This window comes from Helicobacter sp. L8 (genome assembly GCF_003660355.1).
Taxonomy (GTDB): Bacteria; Campylobacterota; Campylobacteria; order Campylobacterales; family Helicobacteraceae; genus Helicobacter; species Helicobacter labacensis.
Map to the genome: position 1 here is coordinate 70,600 of NZ_QXQR01000001.1, position 16,530 is coordinate 87,129.

Consider the following 16,530-nt stretch of genomic DNA (forward strand, 5'->3'; position numbering starts at 1 on the left):
TTATAACTTACTCTTGATCCAAGAGCTTTAAAATTTGCGCGACCACTTGGGGGGGGGGTTGGTTGGCGTTGATAATGTGTTGGGCTAGGCGCGCATACAAAGGGGCGCGCGCTACATAGAGCTCATAAAGGGCTTGTTGGCTTGTAAATAAGGGGCGTTTTGGGCTATCTTGTAACAACCGTGCGTGTAGAACTTCAAAATCGGCTTGCAAATAGCACACCACCCCGCTCCCTAGAGTATTATAAAGGGGCATACCCCCCCCAGTAGCTACCACGCAATTAGAGAGCCCGTTGAGGCGCGCGATGCATTGGGCTTCTAAATGCCTAAAATGCGCATCCCCATAGAGGGAGAAAATTTCCCCCACACTCAACCCCACTTCTTGGCAAATCGCCACATCGCTATCCACAAAGCCATAACCCAAATGTGTGGCTAGCAACTCCCCCACACAACTCTTCCCACTCCCCATAAACCCAATGAGCCACACCTTCATGCAAAGAGTTTGCTACCCAAAAATTCCCCTTGCATTTCTTGGGCGATCTCTAATAAGCGGTTGTATTTGGCGGTGCGCTCCCCCCTAGCTGGCGCGCCTGTCTTAATCTGGGCGGTATTAAGCCCCACAGCAAAATCCGCGATAAAACTATCCTCACTCTCTGCGCTACGGTGGCTCATCACACAGGCATAGCCCGCACGCTGGGCGCATTGGATTGTCTCTAAAGTCTGGGAGAGCGTGCCAATTTGGTTGGGCTTGATGAGAATCGCGTTGGCTAATTTGCGCGCGATACCTTGTTCTAAAAGGGCTTTATTGGTTACAAAGAGATCATCGCCCACAAGCTGGATTTTATTCCCCAAAGTGCTGGTGAGTTGCGCCCAGCCTTCGTAATCCTCCTCACCTAGAGCGTCCTCAATAGACACAATGGGGTATTGGCGGCACAGCACACTGTAATGTTCAATGAGCTCCTCACTCTCTAATTCCTTGTCCTCGCTATTGAGGGTGTAACGCCCTTGGGGGTTTAGCAGTCCACTACTAGCGATGTCTAAAGCCAGCGCGATCTGCGCGCCCGGCTTATAGCCTGCCTTTTCAATGGCTTTGAGCAACCACTCTAGGGGTTCTGTGTTGTTTTTAAAATCGGGCGCAAACCCCCCCTCATCGCCCACCCCCACGCTATAGCCCGCCTCAGACAACATCGCTTTGAGATGGTGGTAAACCTCCACACCCGCGCGCAGGGCTTCAGAAAAGTCTTCAAACCCTAAGGGCATGATCATATACTCTTGGAAGTCTAGGCAATTATTGGCATGCGCCCCCCCATTGATGACATTGAGCATGGGCACGGGCAAGATACGCGCGTTTAACCCCCCTAAGTAACGATAAAGAGGCAGGTGCAAGGACTGCGCGCTGGCGCGCGCCAACGCCATAGACACCCCTAAAACCGCGTTTGCGCCTAAATGCGCGTAATTGGGGGTATTATCTAGAGCTAGCATGAGCGCGTCTGCTCCAGCTTGATCATAGGGGTCTTTGCCCTGTAAAGCGGCGTTGATGTGCTGGTTGACAAAATTGCACGCTTGCAAAACCCCCTTGCCTAAAAACTTAGAAGAATCCCCGTCTCTTAGTTCTAGCGCCTCTTTCTTGCCCGTGCTAGCTCCGCTAGGCACGATCGCCACACCCACACTCCCATCGCTAAGAACTACCTTAGCTTTTAGCGTGGGTTGGGCGCGGCTGTCTAGGACTTGGCTGGCATAAATTTGTGCAATATGCATTCTATTTTCCTTAAATGGTGTGTAAGGATTTTAGCAGAGTATTGTTAGATTTGGACGATCAAAGCCAAAATCCTAAAATGTGCCTATTACGCGTTAGTGTTACTAAATGTAAGTCGCGCCACACCTAATTTATAATATTCAAGGTTTATTAACTAAACGCTTATTTTAGTGCACGACAATGCTCGGTAAATCTTTCAAGGGGATGAGATGGCAGAACAAGCGGAAGTTTATATTTACAGCGCGAAGCGAAGTCCCATTGGGTCGTTTAATGGGAGTTTGTCTAGCGTGCCGGCCACAACTTTAGGGAGTGTGGTGGGCGCACAAGCCCTAGAGGCTAGCGGGTTTGATTCTAGCTTGGTAGATACCTGCATTGTGGGCAATGTGATCAGCGCTGGACTCAAGCAAGCCCCCGCTAGGCAAGTTGCCCTCAATGCTAATTTGCCCAAGTCTGTGGGCTGTTTTTTGGTGAATGAAGCTTGTGGCTCGGGCTTGCGCGCGGTGATGCTAGGGGCTAATGCCATCGCCCTAGGGCGATCCCAAGTGGTTTTAGCTGGGGGGATAGAAAACATGAGCCTAGCCCCGCATTTGCTCATGGGGAGTAGGGGGGGGTTTAAAATGGGCGATGCCAAGTTAGAAGATAGCTTGTTTAAAGATGGCTTGCTAGATGCTTACCAGCACGCCTTAATGGGGGATTTTGCCGAAGGGTGCGCTAAGGATCACAAGCTGAGTAGAGAAGAACAAGATGGCTTTGCCAAACACAGCTATGAAAAAGCCCTCAAGGCACTTGAAACGAAGGCTTTTGATTTGGAGATCGTGCCCATTAGCGTTAAAGGCAAAAAGGGGGAGGTGCTGGTGAGCCTAGATGAGGAGCTAGGCAAGGTAGATTTTGACAAGGGCTTGAAACTCAAGCCTGCCTTTGATAAGGAGGGGACGATCACCGCCTTTAATGCCAGTAAGATTAGCGATGGGGCGAGCATGTTAGTCATTGCTAGCCAAGAGCTAGCCAAAGACACTTCTACTAAACCCTTAGCTAAAATCCTAGATTACAATTCTTTCAGCCACGATCCCCATCTCTTCCCCATTGCCCCTGCTCCGGCTATCAAAGAGCTTTTAAAACGCAACCACAAACAAGTGGGCGACATTGATCTCTATGAGATCAGCGAGGCTTTTGCGGTGGTGGGGCTTTTAACCCAAAGAGATTTGGGGCTCAAAGATACACGGGTGAATGTGCATGGGGGCGCGATTGCTTTAGGACATCCCATCGGGGCGAGTGGGGCTAGGATTTTAACGACTCTAGTCCATGCCCTGCATACCCACAACAAGCATTTAGGCGTGGCGTGTCTGTGTGTGGGGGGGGGCGAAGCGGTGGCGATGTTGGTTGAGAGATTATAGGGAGCGCAGATGAAGGTAGTTAGCAGTATTGAGCAAGCCATTGCAGGCGTGCAAGATGGCATGACGATCATGTTTGGGGGCTTTGGGCTGTGTGGCATTCCAGAGAATGCCATTTTAGCCCTAAGCAAAAGCGGAGTTAAAAACATCACTTGTATTTCTAATAACCCCGGGGTAGATGACTTTGGGCTGGGCTTGTTAGTGAGAAACAAGCAAATTAAAAAGATGATTGCTAGCTATGTGGGCGAAAACGCCACCTTTGAGCAGCAATTTTTAGCCGGCGAAGTAGAGGTAGAATTTAATCCTCAAGGCACTTTAGCCGAGCGCATTAGAGCCGGGGGGGCGGGCATTCCGGGCTTTTACACCCCCACCGGGGTAGGCACTATCATTGCCGAGGGTAAGGAGCACAAAGAATTTAACGGACGCACCTACATTTTAGAAACCGCACTTAAAGCGGATTTTGCTTTTATTAAAGCCCAAAAGGCAGACAGCTATGGCAATTTGATTTTCAATAAAACCGCGATGAATTTCAATCCCATGATGGCTAAAGCGGCTAAGGTGAGTGTGGTAGAGGTAGAAGAGATTGTAGAACTAGGCGCGTTGGATCCTAATTTTATCCATGTCCCCGGGGTGTATATCGATCGCATTTTCAAGGGGAGCTTTGAAAAGCGCATCGAACAACTCACACTCAAAAAGGGAGAATGATGGATTATAGCAACATGGGTTGGAGTCGCCAGCAAATGGCGCAAAAGGCGGTGGAGGATATTAAAGACGGGTATTCCATCAATCTAGGCATTGGCATCCCCACTTTGGTAGCCGATTTCATCCCCAAAAATATCCGGGTGATGTTGCAAAGCGAAAATGGGATGCTTGGCATGGGACCCTTTCCCACACAAGAAGAGGTCGATCCCGATCTCATCAACGCGGGCAAGCAAACCATCACGCAAGGGATTGGGGCGAGTTATTTTAGCTCCGCTGAGAGTTTTGCGATGATTAGAGGGCAACACATTGATTTAACGATTCTAGGGGCGATGGAGGTTTCAGCCCAAGGGGATTTAGCCAGCTGGATGGTGCCCGGTAAGCTAGTGAAAGGCATGGGGGGAGCGATGGATCTAGTGGCAAGCGCGAAAAAAGTCATTGTGCTCATGCAACACACCGATAAAAAGGGTAATTGTAAGTTAGTCAAGGAGTGTAGCCTGCCCCTCACAGGTCCTAAGTGCGTTTCTAAGGTGATCACCAATTTGGGGGTTTTTGCGATCAAAGAGGGCAAGTTCATCCCCCTAGAGTTAGCCCCGGGGGTGGATCAAGCCCCATTACCTTAAAAGGAGGTGCTAGAACATCATCATGCCTTATGTCATCACAATCCAAAAAACAGCAAAGGACGGACATGAAATACCTAGTCAATTTAGATAATGGCGGGACTCTCACAGATATTTGTGTGGTGCGCGGTTCAGAGGTGCGTTACACCAAAACTCTAACAACCCCCGTGGATTTATCTGAGTGCTTTTTTAAAGGCATCACAAAAGCCAGTGAGGAGATTTATGGCGCAGGTGGTTTTATCAAGCTATTGCACACCACTGAGCTGATTCGCTACTCCTCCACCCAAGGGACAAACGCCCTAGTGGAGCGCAAGGGACCCAAGCTAGGTTTGATCACCGATGATCCCCACTTGCATGCCAAACTCACCCAAAGCGCGAATCAAAAAGACCTCTTTGAAAGTTTGGTTGGCACGCGTTTAGTGCTCTTGGGTCATATCCACGATCCCCATAAAATAGAGAGTGAGTTGGTGAGCGCGGTTAACACCTTGACTAATAAGGGCGCAGAACGCTTGGTGGTGGCTATAAAGGATAAGGACACCGAAAGGGAGTTCAAGCATGTTTTTTTACTGCAATTCCCTAGGCACTTGCTAGGTTCTGTGCCCGTGCTCTTTTCATGGGAATTTACTAATGACACCAGTCGCACTAGACGCATTTGGTCAGCGTTGCTTAATAGCTTTTTACACCCCACGATGGAGCGTTTTTTATACTCTGCTGAACACCGCCTCAAAGCCCATAAGGTGAAAAATCCCTTGCTCATTTATCGTAACGATGGCGCGTCCTCGCGGGTGGCTAAATCTGTCGCGCTTAAAACCTATTCCTCAGGTCCTAGAGGGGGGATTGAGGGCACAAAAGCCCTAGCCAAAGCCTATGGCTTTAACCATGTCTTGATGGTGGATGTGGGGGGCACCACTTCAGATGTGGGCGAAGTGGAGGCACACAAGATCAAGACAGAGAGGCGCGGATCTGTGGAGGGGATTCAAATTTCTTTTGAACTCAGCGATGTGAAATCTTTTGGGGTGGGAGGTGGATCAATTTTGCGCGTGGATGATAAGGGCAGTATCACCGTGGGACCAGATAGCGTAGGGGCAGCCCCCGGACCGGCTTGCTTTGGCTTTGGGGGCAAGGAGGCGACCATGACCGATGTCAATGTGGCTTTAGGGATTATCGATCCAGACACCTATTTGAATGGGCAACAAAAACTAGACAAAGAACGCGCCATTCAGGCGATCAGCGAGAAGATCGCCAAGCCCTTGGGCGTGAGTTTGGAAAAAGCCCTATTTGCCATACAAGAAGCCTATGCCCAAAAATTAGCCACATGTTTGAGCGCGCATGTGCAAAAAGACACGGTGCTAGCAGCCTTTGGGGGCGGGGGACCTATGAGCGCGTGTTTGGCTGCAAAAAAAGCGGGCATCAAGCGCGTGATTGTGCCTAAATTGGCTGCGGTGTTCTCTGCTTATGGGATCAGTTTCTCAGATGTCGCCCAAACTTTTGAGCGCGACATCACGGACTTGAGTAAGTCTGAGATTGAAACAATCCAAGCGCAAATGCATGAGCAGGCAAAACGCCACATGTTCCAAGAGGGTTATAACTGGAATGAGTGCAAGCATGAATGGAAGGTGGTGGTAGAAAATGCCGATGGGTCTGAAGACCATGTTACCCACTTGGGGGACACCGCCCAAATCAATGTGGATCAAAGGCGCATTTTGGCATGCCATGTGCGCTACGAACTCTCCCACCCTAGTTTGCGCGCCAGCTTGCCCAAACCTAAAACCAGTGCCAAAGTGAGCGGTAGCCGTGAGGTGCTACAAGAGGAGGGGAAACGCCCAACTCCTGTGGTGATCTTGCTAGACCAACAAGCCGGCGCGCACATGGACGGTCCTGCCATTGTGGAGGGTCCCTATTTCACTACAAGAGTGCCTGAGGGGTGGAGTTTGCTCATCACCGACAATGGCGATTTGATTTTAGAAGACAAAGCTTAAGGAGAAACCATGCGCGTTCCCATGACAGAATACTTGATGATCGATCTCAATAGTGAAAGGTGGCTGTGCCGTGTGTGTGGGCATGACTTTGGGGATGCTAGAGACACCTATAAAAAAGGCACTCTCATTTACGATCGCAACCCCGAGGAGATTCACCCCCCCATTTTAGACCCCAAACGCTACCAATACACTTTCTCCCCCGATCCCAAATTTTGCCGGATCTATGAATACTACTGCCCCACCTGTGGGACCCAGATTGAAACCGAGTATGTCCCCCCCCATTACCCCCCCACCATTGACATGCTCTGGGACATTGACGACTTAAAAAGGCGTTGGCAAGAAATTGGGGAGGACCCAGAAACCAGCGTGCATTATGGTCCCGGGGAAAACGCCCAAGCGGATTTGCGCGCCAAATTTGACAAAAAATAAGGAGCTGGCATGAAACGCATTTCTGTAGACATTGGTGGGACTTTCACGGATTGCTTTTTTGCATGGGATGGGACTTACATTGAATCTAAATCCCTAACCACGCACCATAACCTCTCTTTGGGTTTTAATGCCGCGCTAGATAACGCCTGCAAGATGGCGGGACTTACCCGTGAGCAGGTGTTAAAAGAGGTGGATAGCGTGCGTTATGCCACCACTTTGGGCACAAACGCCCTCATTGAGGGCAAGGGTCCTAGAGTGGGAGCCATTGTTACGCATGGCTTTGAGGACACCATCCACCTTTCAAGAGGCAAGGGCTATGGGGAGGGGCTAGATGTTACCGAGCAGGGCAATATGCCCAATGCCCAACGCCCCGACCCCATCGTGCCAAGGCGTATGGTGCGCTCAGTCAAAGAGCGCGTAGATAGCGTGGGCGAAATTTTAGTCCCTTTGCAAAAAGAGGATGTGCGCAAACAGGTGCGCGATTTGGTGGATAATGGCGCACAAGCCATTGTAGTCGCGCTCACCAACGCCACAGAGAATCCTAGCCATGAGCAATTGGTGTTAGAAACCATCTTAGAAGAATACCCCGCCCACGAACTAGGGGCTATCCCGGTGATTTTAAGCTCCCAAGTCTCAGGGCGTAAGGGCGAATATGTGCGCGCCAACACCACCATCATTGATGCCTTTTTGTATGAGATCATGTTCCACGCCCTAAGCCAGCTTAGCTCTAACCTGCGCGATAGCGGGTATGGCAAGCCCATGCTGGTGATTCACAACAGCGGGGGGATGGCACAGAGCAACTCCACAGATAGCTTGCAAACCATCCACTCTGGACCTGTGAGTGGGGTGAGTGCCTCCCAGCACCTCTCAGAAACTACAGATATTGGCAATGTGGTTTGTATGGACATGGGCGGGACTTCCTTTGACATTGGGATTTTGCCCAAAGGCGGGGTCAAGCACTACGACTTCCAGCCTGTGATCTGCCGCTGGCTCGTAACCCTGCCTATGATTCACTTAAACACACTAGGAGCGGGAGGGGGGTCGATTGCCACCTACGATCGCATCCACAAAGCCGTTAAAATCGGACCTGAGAGTGCCGGCTCTGACCCCGGACCTGCTTGCTACGATCGCGGGGGACTTAACCCTACGGTAACCGATGCGGATTTGCTCCTAGGCTATTTGGATCCTGAAAATTACGCCAATGGGGTGATCCCTCTCAACCCCAAACGATCCAAATTTGTCATTGAAGATAAGCTTTGCGATTTTCTAGATTTGGATGTGATCGAGGTAGCAAAGGTCATCAAGCGCACCGTGGATGAGCAAATGGCAATTGGCATTGAAATGGAGCTTAGAAAAAACGGGGGCAATGTGGATGAATTCACCATGGTGGCTTATGGGGGTAATGGACCCCTGCATGCCTGCGGGATTGCCTACCATGCGGGCATTAGTAAAATTCTCTTCCCTCCCTTTGCGTCTGTATTCTCAGCTCTTGGGGCGGGCAATATGAAACCCCTGCACATCCATGAGCGCAGTGGCTACATCGTGCTTTACGAGCCCATTGAGCGCAAACTCTTTGATGAATACGAGCGCATGAACGAGTATATCGAGGAGCTAGAAAGACGGGGCAAGGAGGATTTACGCCGTCAGGGTTATGACATTTCAGGCGTGCAACACCGCTTGGAAATGGACATGCGCTATGGCAACCAACGCGTTACCACCTCTGTCGTGCTGGACATCAACCGCTTTAACCATGTGGGTGATGTCTTGCGCGCGATTCGCACTTTCTCAGATGTCTATGCTAAACGCTATGGTAAGGGGGTAGAAGCCCCAGAGGCGGGCGTGCGCGTGCAAACCGTGCGGGTGGCAACCTTCATTGAAACCGATGTGGTGCATTTTAAAGAGCTCTACAGCGATCACAAGCGCACAATCCCTAGCGCTAAGAGCCACCGCAAGGTGTATTATGTGGATGAAAAAGAACCCATTGAAACCCCTATTTACGATGAGAGCGTGTTGAACGCTAACTATGTCATCCACGGACCTGCCATCATCACCACCAAGAGCACCACCTACTTGATTGAGAAAAATTGGCGCGTAGAACCCACGCCTCAAGGTGCTGCTTGGCTTTTAAAAGACGGAGTAGATTCTAAATAAGGAGAGAACATGCAAAACCAAGGAACCCATGTGCAAGCCCACAAACACCCCCATGCCCACAGCCACCACGAACACGCCCCTAAAAAGGAGCTCAGCGCGGAGGAACAAGCGTGGGTGGATGATTTTATGAACGAAACCACCCTCTTTTTAGGTCCCGATCCAGCCATCATGCGCCACCACTCTATTGCTAAACGCACTCCCCTAGAAGAGGAGGTGCTTAAAAAAGGGGGTAATCCTCTGCTTTATGATAGGATTCGCCGCCGCCTAAGTGGCTCTTTAGATGAAGCTTTTGAGATGTGTGAGAGCATGGGGGCAGCTCCGGGGGCAAAATGGGCGGATTTATCCGTAGCGGTCTATACTTCTAGCGGGGATGTGTGCTACATGTCTAATCGGGGTGTGATCGCCTTTGCCGCTGTCTTGCACCACCCCATCCGCTACATCATGAAGTATTGGAAAGATGAGCCCACCGTGGGGATTCATCCCGGGGATGGTTTTTTCCACAATGACGCGCGCTTTGGGTGCGTGCATAACACCGATCAATCCATGCTCACTCCGGTAATTCGCAATGGAGAGATCATCGCTTGGGTGGGCGCGACCATCCACGAGGGCGAAAATGGGGCATGTGAGCCCGGGGGGATGCCCTCTGGCTCTGAAACCCCCTTTGATGATGGCTTGCGCGGGAGTCCTATGAAAATTGTCGAGCGGGGCAAATTGCGCCGGGATTTGCTCACCTTTTTGCAACACTCCACGCGCGATCCTAAGTTGATGCTCGCCGACATTAAGGTCAAAATGGGAGCAGTGCGCCGGGTGATGGACATTGTGGATCGCATGATCGATGAATATGGCATCGATGCCTTTGTGGGGGCAATTCGCATGACTGTGGAGGATGTGGAAAACGAAGTGCGCCGCCGTATCGCTGCCATGCCCGATGGCATGGTAACCGTGGAGCAATTTGTCGACTCCACACTCAAAGAAAATATCTTGATCAAATTTGCCTGCAAGATCACAGTCAAGGGCGATCACATGACTGTGGATTTGAGAGGCTCTGGCAAGGAGATCATCAACCGCGCCATCAATTCTCCCCTAGCCTCCACGAAGGCGTTCTTTGCCCAAGCGATCTTAAATCACTGGTGGCCCGATCTGCCCCGCTCTACAGGGGCGCTCTCACCCATTGAGATCATCTCCGATGAGGGCACTTGGGGGGATTGCTCTTATGACGCGCCCAATGGACAAAATTTGCAAGCCTCCTTTAGGGCATTTAGCGCTTTGCAGATCGCTTATGCCAAATTGCAATTCTCCATGCACACCAAATACGCCAATGTCCTAGCCCCTTGGTTTAACCAAATCAACGACTTTTTATGGGGTGGGGAGACTCAACATGGCGAGCAGGTGGGCAACTTGTGCGCGGATTTGAATGGCATGGGCGGGGGGGCAAAAGCCTTTAGAGATGGCGAGGATGCAGTCGCGCCCCTATTCTGTGCGATGGCAGACATTGGCGAACAAGAGGTGATGGAAGAAGAAGTGCCCTTTTTGCAACTGGTGAGTAAGCGCGTGGTGCGCGACAATCAGGGCTTTGGCAAGTATAGAGGGGGGATGGGCTATGAGATGATTGTGGCTGCGCGCAACACCCCCGAATGGGGCTTTATGACGGTTACCTCTGGGGCGAAGTTCTCTAGTGTCCCCGGGCTCTTTGGGGGCTATGGGTGTGCCACCTACCCCCTAGCGATGGTTAAGGGGATCAATATCTTTGAGATCATTAAGAAAAACCCCGAAGAGTTTGATCTCTCAATGGAGCGCGTGATGAATGAACGCCCCTTTAAAGGGGGGGTTTATACCACCTACCACATGGGCTTGCAATTTGACCGCTCCCAAGAGGGCGAGCTTTACATGATTGCCCAAGGCTGTGGGGGGGGTTATGGGGATGTGCTCGAGCGCGATCCTGAGATGGTGATGGAGGATTTACAAATCGGGCGCATCTCTGAACATGTCGCCTCCAACATCTACAAAGTGGTTTGGGACAAAGAAACTTTTGTCGTGGATGAGCAAGCCACCGCCCAGCTGCGCGCCAATGAGCGCAAAGCCCGCTTAAAAAGGGGACTGCCCTATGATGAATTTGTCAAAAAACATGTCAAGGACGAACCGCCCAAAGACCTTTACTATTATGGCTCTTGGGGCGAGGACAACCCTGAAGAGTTGATTGCCACCGTGTGGGATCACCACGGACCCAAACGCATTAAAGGCAAGCTCAAAGACATCCCCCTAGTGGTGATGCCAAATCGCCATGTCGTCAAAATCGCCCAGCTAGAAAAACGGGTTGAGGAGTTAGAGATCAAATACGAGGGGGGAGTTAGACCTAAGTTGGTCTAGGATTTTGCAAGCCCAGCTTGGGCTTGCGTTAGCTTAAAATTAAGCTACAATACCCTTTTTTCATACAAGGGGTTTGATGATTAGCGCAGACAAGAGTACAGCAGACAACAAGATCACAGCAGGCAATTTAAAAGAAGTCCTCCAAGGTTTAAACTTCACCCAAGAGGGCGATCTTTTCACCCACACCTACGGCAACCATGCCAAAATCAGCGTGGATTTCAACGCCAAAAGCATCACCTACTCCCCGCAAGATGAAAATTTTAAGGAGGGGGATTATCCAAGTAAGAAAAACCCTAGCACGGGCTTTATCATCCACCGCAACACCACGACCAATTTTAGCGCCCATGAAAATTTTGTCTGTTTAGTGGCACTGCATAAACTCTTAGCAAAGGGCTATGCCCCTGAGCACATCATTTTAGAGCCCACCTTTAAAGTCGGGCATAACCAGCAAGTCTATGGCGATATTTTACTGCTCGATCAAGAATTTAAACCCCTTGTGCTCATTGAGAATAAAACCTATGGGGGTGAGTTTAGCAAGGAGTGGAACAACACGCAAAAAAATGGCGGGCAACTCTTTAGCTATTACGCCGTGCATAAAGTCCCCTATCTGTGCTTGTTGGCTTTTGCCGATGCCCACACCTATGAAATGCGTTTGGTTTGCACCCTAGACAATGAAAAGCACCTACAGCGTATCAACAAGGACCGCAAAGAGAGTCAGAAATTGCGCGCCTTTGCCGACCCCACCAACGCCAACGCCCAAAGTTATTTTGAAGTGTGGAGTCAAACCTATTCTAACGCCTCCACCACAAAGGGCATCTTTGAAGAGGACATCCAAGCCTACCACATTGGCAAGGAAAAATACAGCCTCAAGGATTTATCTGTGGTGTCTGCTAGCCAAATTAGTGGCATTTACAACACCTTTGCCACGATTTTACGCCACCACTCCATTGGCAACTACGAAAACAGCTTTTATATTTTGGTGGATTTGTTTTTGTGTAAGGTGATCGATGAGATCAAAAACCCCCATGACTTGCAATTCACCTATAAGGGCGTGATCGCCGATAACCCCTTTGCCTATTGCGATCGGCTTTTAAATCTCTATGAAATGGGGGTTAAAGAGCTGTTTAACAAAGAGGTGATCAATGTCAAAAAAAGCGCGATTGGGGATCTCTTTAAAGAAGCCATGCGTTATGAGGGCAAGTTTAAAGAAAAGTTAGACGACATCTTTGATCAACAAAAGTATTTCAATATCAAAAAATTTAACTTCATTGAGGTGGAGAACGCGCAAGAGTTTTACCTCAATTTTAAGGTGTTGGTGCAGGTGGCAGGCTTGATCGAAAATTTTTACTTGAGCCAAAGCGAACACAACCAATTCTTAGGCGATCTCTTTGAGGGCTTTTTAAACAAGCACATCCACCAAACGGAGGGGCGTTTTTTCACCCCCACACCTATCACAAATTTTATCATCCACTCTTTGCCCCCCCTGCCAAGCCACCCCAAAGTGCTAGATTTTGCCTGTGGGGCAGGGCATTTTCTCACTGAGATGATGGCGTGTTACAAGGACGCACAAGTTTATGGCATTGAGAAAAATAAAGACCTCTCTAAGGTGGCTAAATTGGCGTGCATTTTTCACAACCCCAAGAGTCAAAGCCAAATCATCTTTCAAGACGCGCTAGATACGATCCAACAGCCCCACTCTGTGCCCTTTAAATTAGAAAGCTTTGATGTGATCCTTAGCAACCCGCCCTATTCTGTCAAGGGCTTTTTAAGCACGCTAGAGCAGGCGGTGATTAGCCAATTCACCCTAAGTCAGGGCATCGACTCTAAGAGCTATGAAAACAACAACGCCATTGAATGCTTTTTCTTAGAAAGGGCGTTGTCTTTTTTGAAAAAAGGGGGGCTATGCGCGCTCATCTTGCCCGTGAGCGTGTTGCAAAAAGGGGGGATTTATGAAAAAACCCGCGCCCTCTTGCTCGAGCATTTTAAAACCCTTTGCCTTGTGGAGCTCAATTCGCGCACCTTTGGTAGCACGGGCACACAGACTATTATTTTATACGCCCAAAAGGTGGAGAAATACGGCACAGACTTGCTAAATGCCTTGCAAAAGGCGCGCTTTGAGGGCGCAAACTTAAAAGGCGACTTTGCCCAAAACGCGCTTTTAGAGCACTATTGCGCCTTTAGAGATTACCCCCTAGAGGATTTTAAGGCATTCTTAGCCACGCAAACCCTAAGCCCCCATTTAGCCCAAGCCTTAGGCTTTAAAGAATATTTAGACGACTTTAACGCCAAAGAGCCCAAGATTTTTAAGCGCAAAACCCCCACTGAGGCGCAAAGAAAAACCCAGCAGAGTGAGCAAAGCCTAGCAGATTGGCAATTAGCCCAAGCCCTAGAGCAAATGCACGCCCTAGAGCTAGAAAAAATGCGCGCCTTTGCCAATATTAAGAGCGAAGAGGTGCTGATTTTAAAAAGCCCCCCGGATAAATTGGGCAGTGGGAGCAATAAGGCTAAGATTGTGGAGTTTTTGGGCTATGATTGGAGCAAGCGCAAGGGCGATGAGGGGATCAAATACACCAGCACACCTAGCACGCAGGACACAGAGAGCCAAACACTGAGCAATATCCAATCTGCCAAACACATCCAAACCCCGCTGTATAACCCTAGCGACCCTAATGATTCGAGCAAGCTTGCCTATAAGCTTAAAAGCTTTATGCAAGCCGTGCTTGAAAACGCTAAAACCCCCGCATACCAAGAAGAGGAGGGCTACCAGCTTTACACCAGCCCCCTAGTGCAGATGTTAGACTTCTCTAAAGGGGTGTTTGATTTGGCGATCAGTTTAACGCCCAAACTTGAGGGGGCTAACCCCTTTGCGGGGTGTAGGTATGCATTGGTGAAGTTGGGGGAGGTATTAAAGAGTATGGGTAAGGGCAAACGCCCCGCTTCATTTGAAAACCCAAAAGGCACGATTGATTTTTATAAATCCTCTTTAGAGGTGTATAAATGCGAGGCGCATGACTTTGATATGGAGGCGTTGGTGATAGGCGATGGGGGGAGTGCTAATGTGCATTATGTGTTGGGTAAGTTTGCAAGCTCGGATCACACCTATATTTTTACGGGGCTTAACCCCGCTGTGCGTTTAAGGTATGTTTATCTTGTGTTGCGCCACCATTTAGAGCTTTTAGAAGCGGGGTTTAAAGGGATTGCCCTGAGAAATATCGCTAAAAAATTTATTGAAAATATTGCTATCCCCCTACCCCCCCTCCAAGTGCAAGAGCAAATCATCGCCGAGTGTGCTAAGGTAGAAAAGCAATATCAGCAAATCCGCATGGGGATTGAGCAATACCAAGCCTTGATTTTAGCGGTGTTAGAGCGTTGTGGGGTTTGTCAGGGGCGAGGCGTTACCTTAGAGAGCCTTTTAGAGTCTTTAAGAGGGCTAGCCTTGGAGGTCAGCACAGACTTACAAGGGCTTTTAAAAACTCTACCCACCCCACCAAGCGGGGGATGGGAAACAATCTCTTTAAGCGACCCCAATAAATTTAGTCTAAGCATTGGCAAGCGGGTTTTAGACAGCGAGCTAGACCCAAAGGGCAAAATCCCCGTTTATAGTGCCAATGTGTCAAAGCCCTTTGGCTTTACCCATCAAGAGCTTTTAAAAGATTATGCAAGCGATTGCGTGCTGTGGGGCATTGATGGGGATTGGATGACTGCCTACATGCCCAAAGACACGCCCTTTTACCCCACTGATCATTGCGGGGTGTTGCGTCCCCTTGAGCCTAACATTAAGGCACAAATCTTACGCTATAGTCTCCAACAAGTGGGGCAAGAAGTGGGCTTTTGCCGTAATTTGCGCGCCTCAATCCAAAGAGTGAGCGCCCTTAAAATCCCCCTACCGCCCCTAAAAGCCCAAGAGCAAATTATAAGCGTGCTAAGCCACATTGAGCAAGAAATCACCCGCCTAGATCAAGAGATCGCCACCTTAGAGGGCAAAGAACAAGAGATTTTAAAGGAGTTTCTTAGGTGTAGCTAGCAAAGAGAGAGAGAGAGAGAGAGAGAGAGATCGCAAAAACTTAAAGCAATCTTAGAGCAAATCCAAAGCAAGCAAAAGGCTAAAACAAAATACCAAACCCTTTTACAAGCCATTTTGACCCACACCGGGCTAGCTAAAGACTCGCTAGAAAATTTGATCAACGCTTTGCCTAAGGCACCGGCTAAGGGGTGGGAGATGAAAAAGTTAGGGGAGGTGCTTAACCTAGAATATGGCAAGGCATTACAAGAGGGCAAAAGAAGGGCGGGCGGATATCCCGTAGTGGGCTCAAATGGGATTGTCGGCTATCATGATACCTACATTGTTAAAGCCCCTTGCATTATCGTGGGGCGTAAGGGCTCGGCTGGTAAAGTAACTGATATAGAAAAAGATTGTTATCCCATTGACACAACTTTTTATAACCAAATTGGATATCAGTGCCAAAGAGATTCCCTGAGGTCTTGGCAGAGAAACCTAACGCTTCTTGTGGATAATAAAAGGGTTAATCCCATGTGCTTGGAGTTGCAAAAGGGGCATAGAGAAATGCGTTAATGTGTGAAAAGTCTAAAGCAATTTGTGTGGCTGTCTTGCTAAATTGGGGCACTTTGGGATCATCTGGCATGGATTCTTTGATAAGCTCTAAAAGGATGAGCGCGCTAAAGAGATGCATCGCTTCTAGCATGGCGCGCTCTTTGGGGGTGTTTGCCTTGAATTGCTTTAAGATGGGGATGGCAACACTTTTGGCTAGCTGGATTATTTCTTGTCTTTGGGGACTTAGGTTTGTCAAAAAGGCATGCAAAGAGGGAGGGTGTGTGTGCCCATATAAGGCTTGTATCTTGTCAATGGGATTTGCCAATAGAGGGAGAAAGAGTAAGCCCATCCAAAGTAAAAAGGGCATAGATTGTCTTAAAATTTCATCTTTTTTAATACAAGGTAAACAAAACTTGAGTTTTTACCATACTAATAATAGGATTTCAACTGAATACTATCATCAATGCGGATTTTACTCTATATCAATGCGGATTTTACTCCATGTTAGTCAAAAATTCCCGACCGCGAAGTCCCTGCCACAGGGACTTGAAAACAAAAAAAGCCTAAAAGGTTAAAAAAGCTACGCTTT

The 16,530-nt window shown here is 49.1% G+C and carries 12 protein-coding genes; 9 read left to right on the forward strand and 3 right to left on the reverse strand.

What is annotated here, in order from left to right; all coding sequences use genetic code 11:
- Positions 1 to 7: 7 nt before the first annotated feature.
- Together EAO37_RS00335 and eno are read right to left on the reverse strand one after the other, a co-directional pair.
- Positions 8 to 490, reverse strand: coding sequence for a shikimate kinase (locus EAO37_RS00335; protein ID WP_120945141.1), 483 nt, complete (start codon positions 488 to 490; stop codon positions 8 to 10).
- The gene (gene eno / locus EAO37_RS00340) at positions 487 to 1,755 is read right to left on the reverse strand and encodes a phosphopyruvate hydratase (protein ID WP_120945143.1); all 1,269 of its coding nucleotides are present in this window, start codon (positions 1,753 to 1,755) and stop codon (positions 487 to 489) included. Before eno ends, EAO37_RS00335 begins: the two co-directional genes overlap by 4 nt.
- A 207-nt stretch (positions 1,756 to 1,962) precedes the next feature.
- Here eno and EAO37_RS00345 point away from each other — a divergent pair, with 207 nt between their 5' ends.
- The 9 genes from EAO37_RS00345 (at position 1,963) to EAO37_RS00385 (ending at position 15,962) form a co-directional block, all read left to right on the forward strand.
- Complete coding sequence (locus tag EAO37_RS00345; RefSeq protein ID WP_120950880.1) at positions 1,963 to 3,147, forward strand: thiolase family protein; 1,185 nt, start codon at positions 1,963 to 1,965, stop codon at positions 3,145 to 3,147.
- 9 nt (positions 3,148 to 3,156) lie between these two features.
- On the forward strand, positions 3,157 to 3,849 hold the full coding sequence (locus EAO37_RS00350) for a CoA transferase subunit A (RefSeq protein WP_120950882.1): 693 nt from the start codon (positions 3,157 to 3,159) through the stop codon (positions 3,847 to 3,849).
- Positions 3,849 to 4,466 carry a 3-oxoacid CoA-transferase subunit B gene (locus tag EAO37_RS00355; RefSeq protein WP_120950884.1) on the forward strand — a complete coding sequence of 206 codons (618 nt, stop codon included), beginning with the start codon at positions 3,849 to 3,851 and terminating at the stop codon, positions 4,464 to 4,466. The genes EAO37_RS00350 and EAO37_RS00355 overlap by 1 nt, the downstream gene beginning before the upstream one ends.
- Positions 4,467 to 4,531: 65 nt before the next feature.
- Positions 4,532 to 6,442, forward strand: coding sequence for a hydantoinase/oxoprolinase family protein (locus EAO37_RS00360; RefSeq protein ID WP_120950886.1), 1,911 nt, complete (start codon positions 4,532 to 4,534; stop codon positions 6,440 to 6,442).
- Between the two features lie 9 nt (positions 6,443 to 6,451).
- Entirely contained in the window at positions 6,452 to 6,871 is a 420-nt protein-coding gene (locus EAO37_RS00365) for an acetone carboxylase subunit gamma (RefSeq protein WP_120945154.1), read from the forward strand.
- Between the two features lie 9 nt (positions 6,872 to 6,880).
- Entirely contained in the window at positions 6,881 to 9,022 is a 2,142-nt protein-coding gene (locus EAO37_RS00370; protein ID WP_120950888.1) for a hydantoinase/oxoprolinase family protein, read from the forward strand.
- 9 nt (positions 9,023 to 9,031) lie between these two features.
- Positions 9,032 to 11,389 (forward strand): hydantoinase B/oxoprolinase family protein, encoded by a 2,358-nt coding sequence (locus EAO37_RS00375; protein WP_120945158.1) that lies wholly within the window; start codon positions 9,032 to 9,034, stop codon positions 11,387 to 11,389.
- A 76-nt stretch (positions 11,390 to 11,465) separates the two neighbouring features.
- The gene (locus EAO37_RS00380; RefSeq protein WP_120950890.1) at positions 11,466 to 15,413 is read left to right on the forward strand and encodes an N-6 DNA methylase; all 3,948 of its coding nucleotides are present in this window, start codon (positions 11,466 to 11,468) and stop codon (positions 15,411 to 15,413) included.
- Between the two features lie 195 nt (positions 15,414 to 15,608).
- On the forward strand, positions 15,609 to 15,962 hold the full coding sequence (locus tag EAO37_RS00385) for a restriction endonuclease subunit S (protein ID WP_240451663.1): 354 nt from the start codon (positions 15,609 to 15,611) through the stop codon (positions 15,960 to 15,962).
- Here EAO37_RS00385 and EAO37_RS00390 read toward each other — a convergent pair.
- On the reverse strand, positions 15,913 to 16,308 hold the full coding sequence (locus EAO37_RS00390) for a hypothetical protein (protein WP_240451664.1): 396 nt from the start codon (positions 16,306 to 16,308) through the stop codon (positions 15,913 to 15,915). The two genes, EAO37_RS00385 and EAO37_RS00390, sit on opposite strands and share 50 nt — an antisense overlap.
- Between the last annotated feature and the right edge of the window lie 222 nt (positions 16,309 to 16,530).

Bases quoted from the DNA above. Each gene is read 5' to 3' on its own strand.
- EAO37_RS00335 (WP_120945141.1), bottom strand. From the start codon at position 490: ATGAAGGTGTGGCTCATTGGGTTTATGGGGAGTGGGAAGAGTTGTGTG.
- eno (WP_120945143.1), bottom strand. From the start codon at position 1,755: ATGCATATTGCACAAATTTATGCCAGCCAAGTCCTAGACAGCCGCGCC.
- EAO37_RS00345 (WP_120950880.1), top strand. From the start codon at position 1,963: ATGGCAGAACAAGCGGAAGTTTATATTTACAGCGCGAAGCGAAGTCCC.
- EAO37_RS00350 (WP_120950882.1), top strand. From the start codon at position 3,157: ATGAAGGTAGTTAGCAGTATTGAGCAAGCCATTGCAGGCGTGCAAGAT.
- EAO37_RS00355 (WP_120950884.1), top strand. From the start codon at position 3,849: ATGGATTATAGCAACATGGGTTGGAGTCGCCAGCAAATGGCGCAAAAG.
- EAO37_RS00360 (WP_120950886.1), top strand. From the start codon at position 4,532: ATGAAATACCTAGTCAATTTAGATAATGGCGGGACTCTCACAGATATT.
- EAO37_RS00365 (WP_120945154.1), top strand. From the start codon at position 6,452: ATGCGCGTTCCCATGACAGAATACTTGATGATCGATCTCAATAGTGAA.
- EAO37_RS00370 (WP_120950888.1), top strand. From the start codon at position 6,881: ATGAAACGCATTTCTGTAGACATTGGTGGGACTTTCACGGATTGCTTT.
- EAO37_RS00375 (WP_120945158.1), top strand. From the start codon at position 9,032: ATGCAAAACCAAGGAACCCATGTGCAAGCCCACAAACACCCCCATGCC.
- EAO37_RS00380 (WP_120950890.1), top strand. From the start codon at position 11,466: ATGATTAGCGCAGACAAGAGTACAGCAGACAACAAGATCACAGCAGGC.
- EAO37_RS00385 (WP_240451663.1), top strand. From the start codon at position 15,609: ATGAAAAAGTTAGGGGAGGTGCTTAACCTAGAATATGGCAAGGCATTA.
- EAO37_RS00390 (WP_240451664.1), bottom strand. From the start codon at position 16,308: ATGCCCTTTTTACTTTGGATGGGCTTACTCTTTCTCCCTCTATTGGCA.